At 72.5% G+C, this 13,998-nt stretch carries 11 protein-coding genes; 5 read left to right on the top strand and 6 right to left on the bottom strand.

The annotated features are described in order from the left end of the window. Window positions 1–3: 3 nt before the first annotated feature. The gene (locus ABZY33_RS20070; protein WP_356492952.1) at window positions 4–1,641 is read right to left on the bottom strand and encodes an AMP-binding protein; all 1,638 of its coding nucleotides are present in this window, start codon (window positions 1,639–1,641) and stop codon (window positions 4–6) included. A 133-nt stretch (window positions 1,642–1,774) separates the two neighbouring features. Between ABZY33_RS20070 and ABZY33_RS20065 the strand changes: the two genes are divergently transcribed. Together ABZY33_RS20065 and ABZY33_RS20060 are read left to right on the top strand one after the other, a co-directional pair. Beyond that, window positions 1,775–2,959 carry an acyl-CoA dehydrogenase family protein gene (locus ABZY33_RS20065; protein ID WP_356492951.1) on the top strand — a complete coding sequence of 395 codons (1,185 nt, stop codon included), beginning with the start codon at window positions 1,775–1,777 and terminating at the stop codon, window positions 2,957–2,959. After that, window positions 2,956–3,375: a RidA family protein gene (locus ABZY33_RS20060; RefSeq protein ID WP_356492950.1), complete on the top strand. Its 420-nt coding sequence runs from the start codon at window positions 2,956–2,958 to the stop codon at window positions 3,373–3,375. The genes ABZY33_RS20065 and ABZY33_RS20060 overlap by 4 nt, the downstream gene beginning before the upstream one ends. A gap of 123 nt (window positions 3,376–3,498) precedes the next feature. Here the strand turns inward: ABZY33_RS20060 and ABZY33_RS20055 are convergent, their stop codons facing one another. Continuing rightward, complete coding sequence (locus ABZY33_RS20055; RefSeq protein ID WP_356492949.1) at window positions 3,499–4,497, bottom strand: helix-turn-helix domain-containing protein; 999 nt, start codon at window positions 4,495–4,497, stop codon at window positions 3,499–3,501. Window positions 4,498–4,654: 157 nt separating this feature from the next. Here ABZY33_RS20055 and ABZY33_RS20050 point away from each other — a divergent pair, with 157 nt between their 5' ends. The 3 genes from ABZY33_RS20050 (at window position 4,655) to ABZY33_RS20040 (ending at window position 7,251) form a co-directional block, all read left to right on the top strand. Then, complete coding sequence (locus ABZY33_RS20050) at window positions 4,655–5,239, top strand: isochorismatase family protein (RefSeq protein WP_356492948.1); 585 nt, start codon at window positions 4,655–4,657, stop codon at window positions 5,237–5,239. Beyond that, complete coding sequence (locus ABZY33_RS20045) at window positions 5,239–5,955, top strand: isochorismatase family protein (RefSeq protein WP_356492947.1); 717 nt, start codon at window positions 5,239–5,241, stop codon at window positions 5,953–5,955. The genes ABZY33_RS20050 and ABZY33_RS20045 overlap by 1 nt, the downstream gene beginning before the upstream one ends. A 180-nt stretch (window positions 5,956–6,135) precedes the next feature. Beyond that, a complete protein-coding gene (locus tag ABZY33_RS20040; protein WP_356492946.1) occupies window positions 6,136–7,251 on the top strand; it encodes a hypothetical protein in 1,116 nt (371 codons plus the stop codon). Between the two features lie 55 nt (window positions 7,252–7,306). Here ABZY33_RS20040 and ABZY33_RS20035 read toward each other — a convergent pair whose 3' ends face one another. The 4 genes from ABZY33_RS20035 to ABZY33_RS20020 all read right to left on the bottom strand — a co-directional run bounded on the left by ABZY33_RS20035 (window position 7,307) and on the right by ABZY33_RS20020 (window position 13,732). Then, entirely contained in the window at window positions 7,307–9,547 is a 2,241-nt protein-coding gene (locus ABZY33_RS20035; RefSeq protein WP_356492945.1) for a SpoIIE family protein phosphatase, read from the bottom strand. Window positions 9,548–9,850: 303 nt separating this feature from the next. Next, a complete protein-coding gene (locus ABZY33_RS20030) occupies window positions 9,851–11,380 on the bottom strand; it encodes a hypothetical protein (RefSeq protein ID WP_356492944.1) in 1,530 nt (509 codons plus the stop codon). A 545-nt stretch (window positions 11,381–11,925) separates the two neighbouring features. Then, the gene (locus ABZY33_RS20025; RefSeq protein ID WP_356492943.1) at window positions 11,926–13,455 is read right to left on the bottom strand and encodes a UDP-N-acetylglucosamine 1-carboxyvinyltransferase; all 1,530 of its coding nucleotides are present in this window, start codon (window positions 13,453–13,455) and stop codon (window positions 11,926–11,928) included. A gap of 76 nt (window positions 13,456–13,531) precedes the next feature. Then, window positions 13,532–13,732: a DUF4236 domain-containing protein gene (locus tag ABZY33_RS20020; protein WP_356492942.1), complete on the bottom strand. Its 201-nt coding sequence runs from the start codon at window positions 13,730–13,732 to the stop codon at window positions 13,532–13,534. Window positions 13,733–13,998: the final 266 nt, after the last annotated feature.

Raw genomic sequence — 13,998 nt, 5'->3', positions numbered from 1 at the left:
TGGTCACTCTACGGTCGTGGCCCGGCGCAACCGGAACCGCTGGAGCTTGCCGGTGGCGGTCCGCGGCAGCGCGTCCAGGAAGACGATCTCGCGCGGGCACTTGTACGGCACCAGTTCCGCCCGGACGAAGGCGCGCAGCGCGTCCGGCTCCGGCCGGGCTCCGGGCCGCGGCACCACGTACGCCACCGCGATCTGCCCGCGCGCCTCGTCGGGGCGGCCGACGACCGCGGCCTCCGCCACGTCCGGGTGGCGCAGCAGCGCGTCCTCGACCTCCGGGCCCGCGATGTTGTACCCGGCGGAGATGATCATGTCGTCGGCGCGGGCCACGTACCGGAAGTAGCCGTCCGGCTCGCGGACATAGGTGTCCCCGGTGATGTTCCAGCCGTGGCGCACGTACGCCGTCTGCCGCTCGTCGGCGAGGTAGCGGCAGCCGACCGGGCCGCGCACGGCGAGCAACCCGGGCTCGCCGTCGGGGAGCTCGGTGCCGTCGGCGTCGATGACACGGGCCTGCCAGCCGGGCACCGGCACGCCGGTGGTGCCCGGGCGGATCGCGTCGTCGGCGGCGGAGACGAAGATGTGCAGCAGCTCGGTCGCCCCGATGCCGTTGATGACGCGCAGGCCCGTCGCCTCGTGCCAGGCGTGCCAGGTGGCGGCGGGCAGGTTCTCCCCGGCGGAGACGCAGCGGCGCAGCGAGGCGATGTCGTACGCGCCCGTGGACAGCTCGGCGAGCATCGCCCGGTACGCGGTCGGCGCCGTGAACAGGACCGACACCCGGTGCTCGGTGACGGCCGCCAACAGGCGGCGCGGGCCCGCGTGTTCGAGCAGCAGCGCCGAGGCGCCGGCCCGCAGCGGGAAGATCACCAGGCCGCCGAGCCCGAAGGTGAAGCCCAGCGGCGGACTGCCCGCGAACACGTCGTCCGGTGTCGCCTTGAGGACGTGCCGCGCGAAGGTGTCGGCGATCGCCAGCACGTCCCGGTGGAAGTGCATGCAGCCCTTGGGCCGCCCGGTCGTCCCCGAGGTGAAGGCGATCAGCGCGACGTCGTCGTCGGCGGTGGCCACGGCCTCGTAGGACGGCGGCTTCGACGCGGCCCGGCGGTCGAGGTCGTCCGCCCCGTCCCCGCCGAACGTGACGACGCGCAGGCCGGGCACGTCCGCCTTGTCCAGGTCGTCGAGGGTCCGGACGTCGCACAGCGCGTGGCGCACCCGCGCGATCGCACACATCGTGGCCAGCTCGGCCGGCCGCGCCTGCGCCAGCACGGTCACGGCGACCGCGCCCGCCTTCATGACCGCGAGCCAACAGGCCGCCAGCCGCGGCGTGGTGGGGCCGCGCAGCAGGACGCGGTTGCCGGGGACCACGCCGAGGTCCTCGGTCAGCACGTGCGCGATCCGGTCGACGCGGGCCCGCAACTCACCGTAGGACCAGGTGGGCCGGCCGGGGGAGTGGAAGGCGGGCCGGTCCGGGCCGAACCGGCGCACGGTCGTGTCGAGCAGTTCCGCGCCGCAGTTGAGCCGCTGCGGATAGCGCAGGGCGGGCAGGTCGAAGGTGAGGCGGGGCCACCGGGCCGCGGGCGGCAGATGGTCGCGCGCGAACGTGTCGGTGTGGGCGGACGCGTGCAGGGACTGCTGGGACCGTGGCCTCATCGTGGAGCGCCCCCTTGCCGTGGCGTGGTCGCGCACCGAGCGTATCGTGATGGTGACGGCAGTCAACGGGGCGCGATACGGTGCGGGGAGTCCGAGGGCCGGCCGGCCACCGTCGTGGGAGGAGCTCCGGAGTATGGGCACTTTCTCGCTCGCACCCCACCAACTCGCCTGGTGCGCCGAGCTGCGCGCCCTGGCGGAGCGCCACCTCGCTCCGCTCGCCGAGCAGGGCGCCCCGGACCGGGTCAACCGTCCCCTCGTCGCCGCGCTCGGCCGGTTCGGCCTGCTGGAGCGCCTGTTCACCTCCGGCGCGCTCGATCTGTGCCTGATGCGCGAATCCCTCGCCCAGGTCTGCACCGAGGCCGAGACGGCCCTCGCCCTGCAAGGGCTCGGGGCGCATCCCGTGCACGCGTACGGCACGAAGGAGCAGCGCGAGCGGTGGCTGCCGGAGGTGGGCGCGGGCCGGGCGGTCGCCGCGTTCGCGCTCAGTGAGCCGGGCGCGGGCTCCGACGCGGCGGCCCTCGCGCTGCACGCCGGGGCGGACGGCACGGGCTGGCGCCTGACCGGGGAGAAGTACTGGATCTCGAACGCCCCGGAGGCCGATTTCTACACGGTCTTCGCCCGGACGGGCCCGGGCACGGGGGCCGCCGGGGTCACCGCCTTCCTGGTCCCCGCCGACCGGCCGGGGCTCGGCGGCGACCACCTCGACATGCTCGCCCCGCACCCCATCGGCTCGCTCGTCCTCGACGGCGTGCCGGTGGGGGAGTCGGACGTGCTCGGTGAGGTCGGCGGCGGTTTCCGGGTCGCGATGCGCACCCTGGACCTGTTCCGGCCCAGCGTCGGCGCGTTCGCGGTCGGCATGGCGCAGGCGGCCCTGGACGCGACCGTGGCCCACACCGCGCAACGCGAGGCGTTCGGCGGCCCGTTGAGCGAGCTGCAGACCGTCGCCCACCAGGTCGCCGACATGGCGCTCGGCGTCGAGTCGGCCCGGCTCATGGTGTACGCGGCCGCGTCCGCCTACGACGAGGGCGCGGACGGGGTGCCCGCGCGGGCGGCGATGGCCAAGCTCCTCGCGACGGAGACGGCGCAGCGCGTCGTGGACACGGCGGTGCAGCTGCACGGGGCGCGGGCGCTGCGCAGCGGCCACCTCCTGGAACACCTGTACCGCGAGGTGCGGGCGCCGCGCGTCTACGAGGGCGCGTCCGAGGTCCAACGAGCCGTCATCGCCCGCGCCTTGTACCGGCGTCAGGCGCACCAGGCGGAGCCGCGCGCTCAGCGGCCGCACCCGCAGGGGGCCGACGGGAAGGGGGCGGTCCGATGAGCCCGGCGCCGACGGGCCGGGGCCCCCAGCGGATCAACCCGCCCGAACTCCCGCCGCCCGCGGGCTTTACGCACGCCGTCGTCGCCACCGGCAGCCGCCTGGTCCTGCTCGCCGGGCAGACGGCCCTGGACGCGGACGGGGCGATCACCGGCACGACGCTGCCCGAGCAGTTCGAGCGGGCCCTGCGCAATCTCCTCACCGCGCTGCGCCACGCGGGCGGCACCCCGGCCGACCTCGCGCGCGTCACGGTCTACACGACGGACGTCCCGGACTACCGCGCCCACGCCGGTGAACTCGGGCGGATCTGGCGGGGGTTGGCGGGCCGTGACTACCCCGCGATGGCGGTGATCGGCGTGGTCCGGCTCTGGGACGCACAGGCCTTGGTCGAACTGGACGGCACAGCGGTCCTGCCCTGACCGGACGCGCGGCACGGCCTTGGCCCCCGACGCACGGCCCCGGCCCCGAAGCACCGGCCCGTGCCGCCCGACGCGCGGCACGGACCCGACCGCCCGACGCACCGGACCGGTCCGGGCTCGCGGTCACGGGGCCAGCGGCACCCGGAACCGCCGCCGGTACTCCGTCGGCGTCAGGTTCAGGCGGCGGCGGAACGCCCGGACCAGCGTGTCCGTCGTCCCGAACCCGCACAGCGTGGCGACCCGCTCCACCGTGGCGTCCGACGACTCCAGTTCGTGGCGGGCCTTCTCCACCCGGACCGACTCGATGTACGCGTGCGGCGTGGTGCCCAGTTCCGTCTTGAAGAGGCGGGTCAGGTGCCGGTCGCTGACATGGGCGTACGCGGCGAGGTCCACGACGGTGAGCGGCTCCCCGATGTGCCGCAGGATGTGGTGGCGCAGGTCCTCGATGCGCCGCGTCGTCGACACCTGCTCCAGCGGGACGCTGAACTGGCTCTGGCCGCTGGGCCGTTTCAGGTACATCACCAGTTGCCGCGCGACCCGCAGGGCGACCGCCTCGCCGAGGTCGTCGGCGATCAGCGCGAGCGAGAGGTCGAGGCAGGCGCTGATCCCGGCCCCCGTCCACACGTTCCCCTCGCGGATGAAGATGGGGTCGGCGTCGACCTCCACGGCCGGGTGGTCCGCGGCGAGTTGCTGCGCGGTCGACCAGTGCGTCGTGGCGCGCTTGCCGTCGAGCAGCCCGGCGGCCGCGAGCAGATGCGCCCCGACGCAGACCGACGTGATCCGGTGCGTCCGCCCGGCCAGCACCCGCACCCACTCCACAAGGCGCGGGTCGACGAGCGGATGGACCCGGCGCTCCTCGTCGAACTCCACCGCCCCCGGCACGATGAGGGTGTCGATGCTGCCCGCGGCGGCCCGCGCGAAGGTGATGTCCGGCAGGATGCGCACCCCCGCGCCCGTGGTGACGGGGTCCAACGTCTCGGCCGCGAGCAGCACCCGGTACCCCGCCGCCTCCTCGGTCTCGCGCAGGGCCAGCGAGAACACCTCCGGCGGCCCGGTGACGTCGAGCAGGTCGACGCCCTCGAAGAGCACGATCAGGATGAGTCGTCCGGCGGTCTCCGGCACGCGCTTCCCCCTCCAGAGCAGACCGACACCAGTCATGTCGGTATCTGCATGTTAGACGTCATTGCCGACGTCACAGCGGGGTCATAGCTTTATGGACGTGGCCCGGCGATCATCCCGGACCGCGCCTCCCACCCGGATTTCCGAAGGCGGTACACCCATGTCCCGAACCACGCTGCGCGAGCTGAACGGCTTCGACGAGACCCCCGCGACGCTGGCCGGCTCGACCCTGATCCTCATCGACTTCCAGAACACCTACACCCAGGGCGTGATGGAGCTCGACGGCTGGGAGGCGTCCCTGGACGCCGCCGCGCAGCTCCTGGCACGGGCCCGGGAGGCTGGCACCAAGGTCGTGCACGTCATCAACGACGGTGGCGAGGGCACCCCGTACGACATCCGCGCCGAGATCGGGCAGATCCACCCCAAGGTCGCGCCGGTCGACGGGGAGCCCGTCGTCGTCAAGCAGGTCCCGAACGCCTTCGTCGGCACGGACCTCGCCGGTCACCTCACCGAGGGCCAGGACGTCGTCGTCGCGGGCTGGATGACGCACATGTGCGTGGCGTTCACGGCGCAGGGCGCGTTCCTCGCCGGCCACCGGCCCACCGTCGTCGCCGAGGCCAGCGCCACCCGTTCGCTCCCCGTCGCGGGCACCGAGGTCCCTGCGGAGCAGGTGCACCAGGGGGCCCTCGCCACCATCGCCGACCTGTACGGCGTCGTCGTCCTGTCGCAGAAGGAGATCGTCTGATGAAGCTGCTCCGCTCCGCCGCCGCCCTGGGCGCCGCCGCCGTCCTCGCGGCCACCATGACCGCGTGCGGCGGCAGCTCCGAGGCCGCCACCCGCACCGACGACGGCGACCGCCGGCCCGAGAAGAACTACGCGCAGGACACCACGACGCTGCGGCAGCTGACGAAGGCCGACGAGACCCCGGCGACGCTGTCGGACTCCACGCTCGTCCTCGTCGACTACCAGAACGTCTACACCGGCGGCGCGATGGAGCTGACCGGCTGGCGCGCGGCCGTCGACAACACCAAGGCCCTCCTCGACCGGGCCCGCAAGGCCCACACCCCGGTCGTCCACATCGTCGAGAAGGGCTACGACCTCACGTCGAAGGCCGGTCAGATCATCCCGGCGCTCAAGCCGGCCAAGGGCGAGACCGTCGTGGAGAAGGCCGTCCCGAACGGCTTCCACGAGACGAACCTCGACGCCGTGCTCAAGAAGACCGGCCGCAAGAACGTCATCATCTCCGGCTTCATGACGCACATGTGCACCCTGTTCACCACCGAGGGCGCCGTCTACCAGGGTTACGCCCCGACCGTCGTCGGCGACGCCTCCGCCACCCGGCCGCTGCCGGTCCGGGGCAACCCCCGGGGCATCCCGGCCCGCCAGGTGCACGAGGCCGCGCTCGCCACGATCCAGGACCGGTTCGGCGTCGTCGTGCCCAAGCAGCGCGACATCAAGTGACGTAGCCGCACCGGGGAGAAAGGCGCCCAGGGCCCGGGCGCCCCTCTCCACTCCCACACACCACAACCACCCCCCCTGATCCCCCCATCCCCCCAATCCCCCCAAAGAAGGTCCCCCCATGTACGTGATCCCCCCGCGCCACAAGAAACCGCACCTCACATCCCCAGGGAGAGAACGAAGATGGCTACGCGCAGAGGATTCATAGGCGGCGCCACCGGCATCGGCACCGCTGCCCTGATCGGCGCCTCCGCGGCCCCGAGCGCGGCGGCGGAGGCGACGGCGGCGGTCACCCAGACCCAGGCCCGCGATTCGCTCTTCGCGGTCAACGCGGGCATGCGGGCCAACTACGCCACGCTGAAAGCCGAGTTGATCAAACACCTCGCCCCGGTCGTCGTGGTCCAGAACGACGCCAAGGGCGGCCGCTTCACCCTCGTGACCCAGGACGGACAGGTGTCCGCCAACCCGGTGCCGCAGACGTTCGAGCTGGCGAAGTCCATCGCTCACGTCCCCCTCGGCATCTTCTCGGTGATCGCTTCCTACCTGGCGGACAAGATTCCGAACCTGCCCAACGCGAACCGGATCGACCCGCACGACCTCGTCATGGTCGCGTTCAACGACGAGACGTCCACCGCCTGGATCGAGCCCCTCAAGGCCTACGCCGCCAAGCTCACCACCGCCCGCGCCAACCTCGCCGCGGCAGCGCTGCCCGCCGCGCTGACCACGTCCTGCGCGACCATCCTCGACGGCGGCCTGAAGTTCATCAACGCCTCGATCTCCGCGAAGCGTTTCGACATGAAGTCCTTCGAGGACTTCTCCGGGAGCGTCTACCCGGCCATCCGCACCAACATGGAGCACGCCTCGCAGGCCCAGATCTCGGGCGTGCGGGAGATCATGAAGACGTGGCGCGCCAAGGTCGGCGAGGCGGCGTGGGCCGATCTCTACTGCGTGGTGCTCTCCCAGTGGACGACCAGCGTCCTCAACCAGAACACCATCATCCTCAAGGACTGCATGAACGCGGCGAAGGTCGCCACGCACCTCATCGACCTGCCCGGCCTGGAGCCGCCGGCCGACCCGGTCTTCACCGCCCTCGACAACCTCGCCCGCATCGTCCAGGACAACATCGCCGCCGAACTGGTCTTCCCGAAGGACACGACGGTCGCCGACGCCCTCAAGGGCCAGCAGGACCTGCTCTCCGACGAGATCCTCAAGCAGCTCGGCAGCAACACGGTGACGGCCCCCGCCGCCCCCTCCTACAACACGGTCGCCGCCGCGGGGGTGTGCCCGGTCCCGCACTAGCCGCTCCGCAAGCCGCTCGCGCCCTGGGTTCCACCCCCCAGGGCGCGGGCGCTCCTCAGCCGCCCGAAGCGTGAGCGCGCGGGCCGGTGGCGGTCAGGGCGAGCACCGCCTGGTCGTCGTCGATCTCGCGGGCGCCGGTGAAGGCGCGGACCGCCCGGGTGAGCGCGTCGATGACGTCCTGCGCGCCGCGGGGCGCGCCGGGGCCGCCCACGACCGCGCGCAGGCGTTCCTCGCCGAACTGCTCCCCCTGGCCGTTGCGGGCCTCGGTGATGCCGTCGGTGTACAGGAGCAGGGTCTCGGACGGGCGCAGACGGAAGCGGTGGGTGGCCAGCGGGGGGTCGGCGGTGATGCCCAGCAGGGAACCTTCACTGGGGACGAAGGCCGCGTTCCCCTGCGCGTCCACGCGCAGGGGCAGGGTGTGCCCGGCGCGGACCAGGGTGATGTCGAGCCCGCCGTCGTCCGCCGGGGCGAGGTGGCCGTGGACCAGGGTCACGAAGCCCTGCCCGTGGCTGGCCGGGCGGGCCAGGAGCGCGTTGTTGACGGCACGGACGACCGCGTCGGGGCCGGGCAGCAGCGGGGCGACGGCGCGTGCGGTGTGGCGGACCAGGGCGGTGGTGGTCGCGGCGAGGGCGCCGCGTCCGCACACGTCGCCGAGCATGAAGGCCCAGGTCTCTCCCGCCAGCGGGAAGATGTCGTAGAAGTCACCGCCGATGTCGAGTCCTTCGCCGGCCGGATGGTAGAACGCGGCGGCCTCGGCCCCCGGCAGATCGGGCAGGTCGGTGAGGAGCAGCCCGGCCTGGAGGTCGCGGGCGAGGGCGGCGCGGTGGCTGTACTGGCGGGCGCTGAGCGCGGAGGAGGCGGCCCGGCGGGCGAGTTCCTCGGCCAGGGCGACCGTGCGGCCGTCGAAGCTGACCTCACCGGTGGACAGCAGCGTCAGGGCGCCGAAGGGCCGGCCGCGGTCGAGCAGGGGCACGCACACATAGCCGGTCACCCTCAGGTCGTGCCAGGGGCCCGGCCCGCTCGGGGCGCGCCGGGCGACCTCGCTCACCCCGGTGGCCAGGACGCGGCCCAGCGCGTCGTCCAAGTCGTCGTGGACCGGGGAGTGCGCGCCGAGCAGCTCCTCCTGCCACGGGGCGGCCGCGGCGCAGCCCACCCGGCGGACCCGGCCCGCCTCCACGATGTCGACCGCGCACAGCGGCGCCAGGGCCGGCGCGCACACGGCGGCCAGCCGCTGGAGGGTCCGGGTGTGGTCCAGGCCGGCGGAGAGCGCGGTGCTGGCCTCCAACAGGAACGCCAGGTCCTTGTGCGCGGCCGCCTCCTTCGCCTCGGCGGCCAGCCGGGCCTGCTCGGTGTGGTGGCGTTCGATCGCCAGCGCGGCGGTCCCGGCGAAGACCCGCGCCAGGACGAGGTCGGCGTCCTCGGGCGCACGAGGAGCGCGGTGGTACATCGCGAAGGTGCCCAGCAGCGAACCGTCCCGGCCCAGGATCGGGGTGGACCAGCACGCCGCGAGGCCCGCGCTGTCCGCGAGGTCGCGGAAGTCGTCCCAGAAGGGGTGGGAGGCGATGTCCTCGACGATGACCATCTGCCGCCGGTGCGCCGCCGTGCCGCACGAACCGACCCCCTCACCGGCGGCGATGCCGTCGATGGCCCGGTTGTAGAAGTCGGGCAGGCTGGGAGCGGCGCCGTGGTGCAGGTGCCGCCCCTCGGCGTCGGCGAGCAGCACCGAGACCAGCACCCCGCCGGGGGCGAGGCCCTCGATGGCCCGGGCCATGCCCTCCAGGATCTGCTCCAGCGGGGCCTGGAGGGCTATCTGCTCCAGCAGCGCCCGGTGCTCCGCGGTCAGCCGCTGCGCGTGGACCGCCTGGGTGCTCTCCACCCCGATGATGCGCACCCCGGTCACGCTGCCGCCCCGGTCGCGGCGGGGCTCGTAGGAGAAGTCGAAGAACGCCTCGCGGGCGGCGGGGCCCGGGTCGAGGAGCAGCCGCATCCGGTGGCCGGTGCAGGGCCGGCCGGTGCGGTAGACCCGGTCGAGCAGGGCGACGAACCCCTGGTCCACGAGTTCCGGCACCACCTGGCCGATCGGCACACCGGTCCGCACGCGTTCTCCGCCGCCGATGGCCTGGAAGAAGGCCGGGTTGGCGGCCTCCACCATGTGCGCGGGTCCGGCCAGCGCCGCGAAGACGGCCGTGGCCCGGCCGAACAGCACGTGGAGATCCTGCTCCGCGCCGTCCCGCGCGTCCCGGTCGCGCCGCCGCTCACCGGCCGGAACGGTCTGTTGTGCCGGAACGCGGGTCATGGCCCCTGCTGCCTCTCGCTCGTCGGCCACCACTCCTGCCGGCCGGTCGGTGCGTACCGCGTCCGCTGCTTCGCGCAGCCGCACGGCCCTGTCGGAGACCGGCTGCCCGCGATCCGAGCACACAGGCACACGCGTTCGACGCAATATCCTCCGAGAACGTCCACAGATCCCCACCGGGGACGGGGACCGCTCCCCGGTCTCGGGCGGCCCGACACCGCCGGAGCGCGTCGTAGTGGCCTGCTGCCAGAGGGACGTGCCTCGCCTGTACGAGTTCGACGCCGGCCGGGATCGTGTGACGAGCCCTCAGCAGTGGCTCCGCCGCGGCCGGTACGAACTGCCGACCTCATAGCGGCCGGCCCCCGGCACCCTGAACCGCACCCACGCACCGTCACGTTCGATGCAGCCCGCGCTGGTGCGCAACCAGGGGGAGTAGGCGACGCGCAGGCGTACCGTCCCCTGTCTCCGGGCGCGGACGGTGACGTGGGCGTTGTCGCTGCCGACCACGGACGCGCCGGCGCCGGTGACCAGAGGGCGGGCGTTCTTGACGGCGTAGATCCGCCAATGGGCGTCATGCCACACAGGCGTCAGCCAGTTCGGTTCGCTCCGTACCAGCTCGGCCTCCTCCTCCGCCGCACCGTCCGGCTCACCGTCGGGCAGGACGACGTACGTCACCGCCCAGTTGCTGAGCCAGGAGCGGTACGTCGCGGCCGAGAACCGGCCGTCGTAGAAGAGGCGGCCGCGCTCCACATCGACCTGGCGGTTCCAGCCGCGGGCAAGATGCAGGTGGGGGCCGAGCACGGTGGTCTCGCGGTGGTCGACCGCCGGCACGACCTCCACGCGGGCCCGGTCCGCGCCGAGCCGCCTGAGCGCTGCCAGGACGCCGTCCGCCTCCGTGGCCCAGGCGGGCACCGGTGTCGACATCTTCGTCACGTGAAGGGTGTGCGAGGTGACCCAGTGGAGGGAGATGGCGAGCGCCACCGCGAGCGCCGCTTTGTGCAGCAGGCGTCCCTTTTCGGCCAGTACCGCGGCGAGGAGTACCGGGCCGCCGAACAATTCGGCCAGCCGGACGGCATTGGACCCCACGGGCGTGGGGATCAGCGCCGACAACACGATGCCGAGGGCGTATGCCGCGGTGCCGCAGCGGAGCACGCGCCACTCGCGCGGAGCGAAAGCGGCGAGGAGGACGCTGAAGAGGACCGGCTTCCACAGATCGCTCGCGGACATGGGCATCACGCCACGGAACGGGAAGAGCAGCGTCGTCAGGCCCACCACCGCGACCGGGGGAGCGATCAGGGCGACGGCGGTGCCGCATTCGCGGTTCAGGAGCCGGCCCGCACCGCATACGAGAAGGAACAGCCCGGAAACCGGGCTGGCCAAGGTGGCAAGCATGCTGAAAATGCCGGCGGCGGCAAGGCGCCTATTGTTCCCGGTCGACATCAGACAGGCACCCAGCGCAGGCACGATGCCCAGCGCGAAAGTGGACCGGCCCGACGCGACGTTGCCCCATAGGAACAGCACCGCCAGGAGCGCGGGCCCCATCGGATGACGGACGCCGCTGCGTACGAACACGCAGCCGACGAGCCATGAGGCGGCAATGCCTGCGGCCGCGGTGACGGTACGTACCCCGAACAGCGCCATCAAGGGCGGCGCCAGAACGCTGTAATTTCCTACATGGACGCCGCCGTACCAAGCGAGGTTGTAAGGCGAACCCGGGTGCTCGGCGACAAAGCGCGTCCAGGAAACCTGCGCGGCGAGATCCCCGCCTCCGGTGGCCAGGAAGAGGGCCCACAGAACATACGCGGGGAGAGCGAGCGTGGCGGCCGCGATGGGCACGCGGTGCCGTTCCCGGAAAGTGCGTATCCGTCTCGGCTCGGCGGGGCGGGTGTTCTTCCGCTGAGTGGGCAGCACGGCCGTCGACGGGAGAGCGGATTCCGCGAGAGGATTCCGTTCGGTATCCCGTTCGGTGAATCTCTGCGAGATTTTCCCGTCCTCAGGTCGGTTCCATGGCCCGTGACGCGGAACGGGATCCATCTCTCCGCTGTACGGTGCCCTGCCGGGCGAACGACCTGCATGCAAGCATTGCCTTCCTGCGAAGGTCAACGCGTTTATGGTGCTTCGGCGCGGCGCAATGGCTGGAATTGGCCGTCATGTGAGCGCCGGCACGGACGCGGCGGGGCCATATCGCGTCCCGCGGCCGCCCGGCCGGTAGGCCCCGTCGATGAGTCACCGGCCGAACGATGTGCCCGGAGTTCACTGCGTCACCCGCCCACCCCCGCCGGGACCCGGCTCCAGGTGGTCGTCGGGGAGCCGGCCGTCGGCAGCTGGACCGTGCCCCGCCGGGCAGCGGGCCGGAGAGGGGCGCGGCGGCGCTCGTGCGCTCAGATGTCCCGGAACGTCTCGATCTGCGCCCCCACGGAGTTGAGCCGCTCCGCCAAGTCCTCGTAACCCCGGTTGATGACGTACACGTTGCGCAGCACCGACGTGCCCTCCGCCGCCATCATCGCGAGCAGGACGACCACGGCGGGGCGCAGGGCCGGCGGGCACATCATCTCGGCGGCCCGCCAGCGGGTCGGGCCCTCGACGAGGACCCGGTGCGGGTCGAGGAGTTGGAGGCGGCCGCCGAGGCGGTTGAGGTCGGTCAGGTAGATGGCGCGGTTGTCGTAGACCCAGTCGTGGATGAGGGTCTGACCCTGGGCGGCCGCCGCGATCGCCGCGAAGAACGGCACGTTGTCGATGTTCAGGCCGGGGAACGGCATCGGGTGGATCTTGTCGATCGGGGCCTCCAGCTTGGAGGGCCGGACGGTGAGGTCCACCAGGCGCGTGCGGCCGTTGTCGGCGACGTACTCGGCCGTGCGGTCGTGGTCGAGCCCCATCTCCTCCAGGACCGCCAGCTCGATCTCCAGGAACTCGATCGGCACCCGCCGCACCGTCAGCTCCGACTCGGTGACGACGGCGGCGGCGAGCAGGCTCATCGCCTCGACCGGGTCCTCGGACGGCGAGTAGTCCACGTCGACGTCGATCCGCGGGACGCCGTGCACGGTGAGGGTCGTCGTGCCGATGCCGTCCACCCGCACGCCCAGGGCCTCCAGGAAGAAGCACAGGTCCTGCACCATGTAGTTGGAGGAGGCGTTGCGGATCACCGTGGTGCCGTCGTGCCGGGCCGCGGCGAGCAGCGCGTTCTCCGTGACGGTGTCGCCGCGCTCGGTCAGCACGATGGGCCGCTCCGGCACGACGTCCGCCTGCACCTCGGCGTGGTACAGCCCTTCGGTGGCGGTGATGTCCAGGCCGAACCGGCGCAGCGCGATCATGTGCGGTTCGATGGTGCGGGTGCCGAGGTCGCAGCCGCCGGCGTACGGCAGCTGGAAGCGGTCCATGCGGTGCAGCAGCGGGCCGAGGAACATGATGATCGAGCGGGTGCGGCGGGCCGCGCTCGCGTCGATGGCGCCCATGTCGAGCCGGGCGGGCGGGACGATCTCCAGGTCCACGCCGTCGTTGATCCACCGGGCGCGCACGCCGATCGAGCTGAGCACTTCGAGCAGGCGGTAGACCTCCTCGATCCGCGCGACGCGCCGCAGCACCGTGCGCCCGTCGTTCAGCAGCGAGGCGCAGAGCAGTGCGACGCACGCGTTCTTGCTCGTCTTCACGTCGATCGCACCGGACAGCCGCCGGCCGCCGACCACGCGCAGGTGCATCGGGCCCGCGTAGCCCAGGGAGACGATCTCGCTGTCCAGCGCTTCGCCGATCCGGGCGATCATCTCAAGGCTGATGTTCTGGTTGCCGCGCTCGATGCGGTTCACGGCGCTCTGGCTGGTGCCGAGCGCCTCGGCAAGCTGGCTCTGTGTCCAGCCCCGGTGCTGTCGGGCGTCACGGATGAGCTTGCCGATGCGTACGAGGTAATCGTCTGCCATGCCGGAAGGCTATCTCACATATGAGATGCCGCATGCCCGGTGACCCGTGTGGGGGACGAGGAAAGCGGCAACCGGCTCAGCGGCGCCTGGCCGACCGCGTCCGGCGCCAGCCGAAGGGGCCCGGCAGGTCCATCGAGGTCGTGCTCCGGCCGGTACTGCTGTGCGTGTGCCGCGGCCCGTGCGAGCCGCCGCCCGTCGTGATCGACCACGACTTGCGGTTGATGTTGAGCCGTACTCCCGGCAGGATCCGGAAGCTCTTGCGGAACGTGAGCGGCATGACTGCGGGCTCCTTCCGTACGGTCCGTCCGTGCGGTTCTCCCCGCATACCCCGGCGCGGCGCGATCAGTCGGGGGGCCGGGCGGGAGCGCTGGTGCTTCTCCCGGCCCCGTACGACGATGGGAGGGGCGCGCACGGGTGCGCGACGGCACCGCTTGATGGCCCCGCCGGGTGATGTACTAGAGTTATCTCGACATCGAGATATCTGCCGAGGCGCACCGCCGCCACCGGCGCCGCCGACACTGGTGGTAAGGGTTACCTAACTTA

The organism is Streptomyces sp. NPDC006552, from assembly GCF_040611655.1.
Classification (GTDB): domain Bacteria; phylum Actinomycetota; class Actinomycetes; order Streptomycetales; family Streptomycetaceae; genus Streptomyces.
The sequence above is the reverse complement of the archived record's forward strand: the minus strand, read 5'-3'. Positions and strand labels throughout refer to the sequence as shown.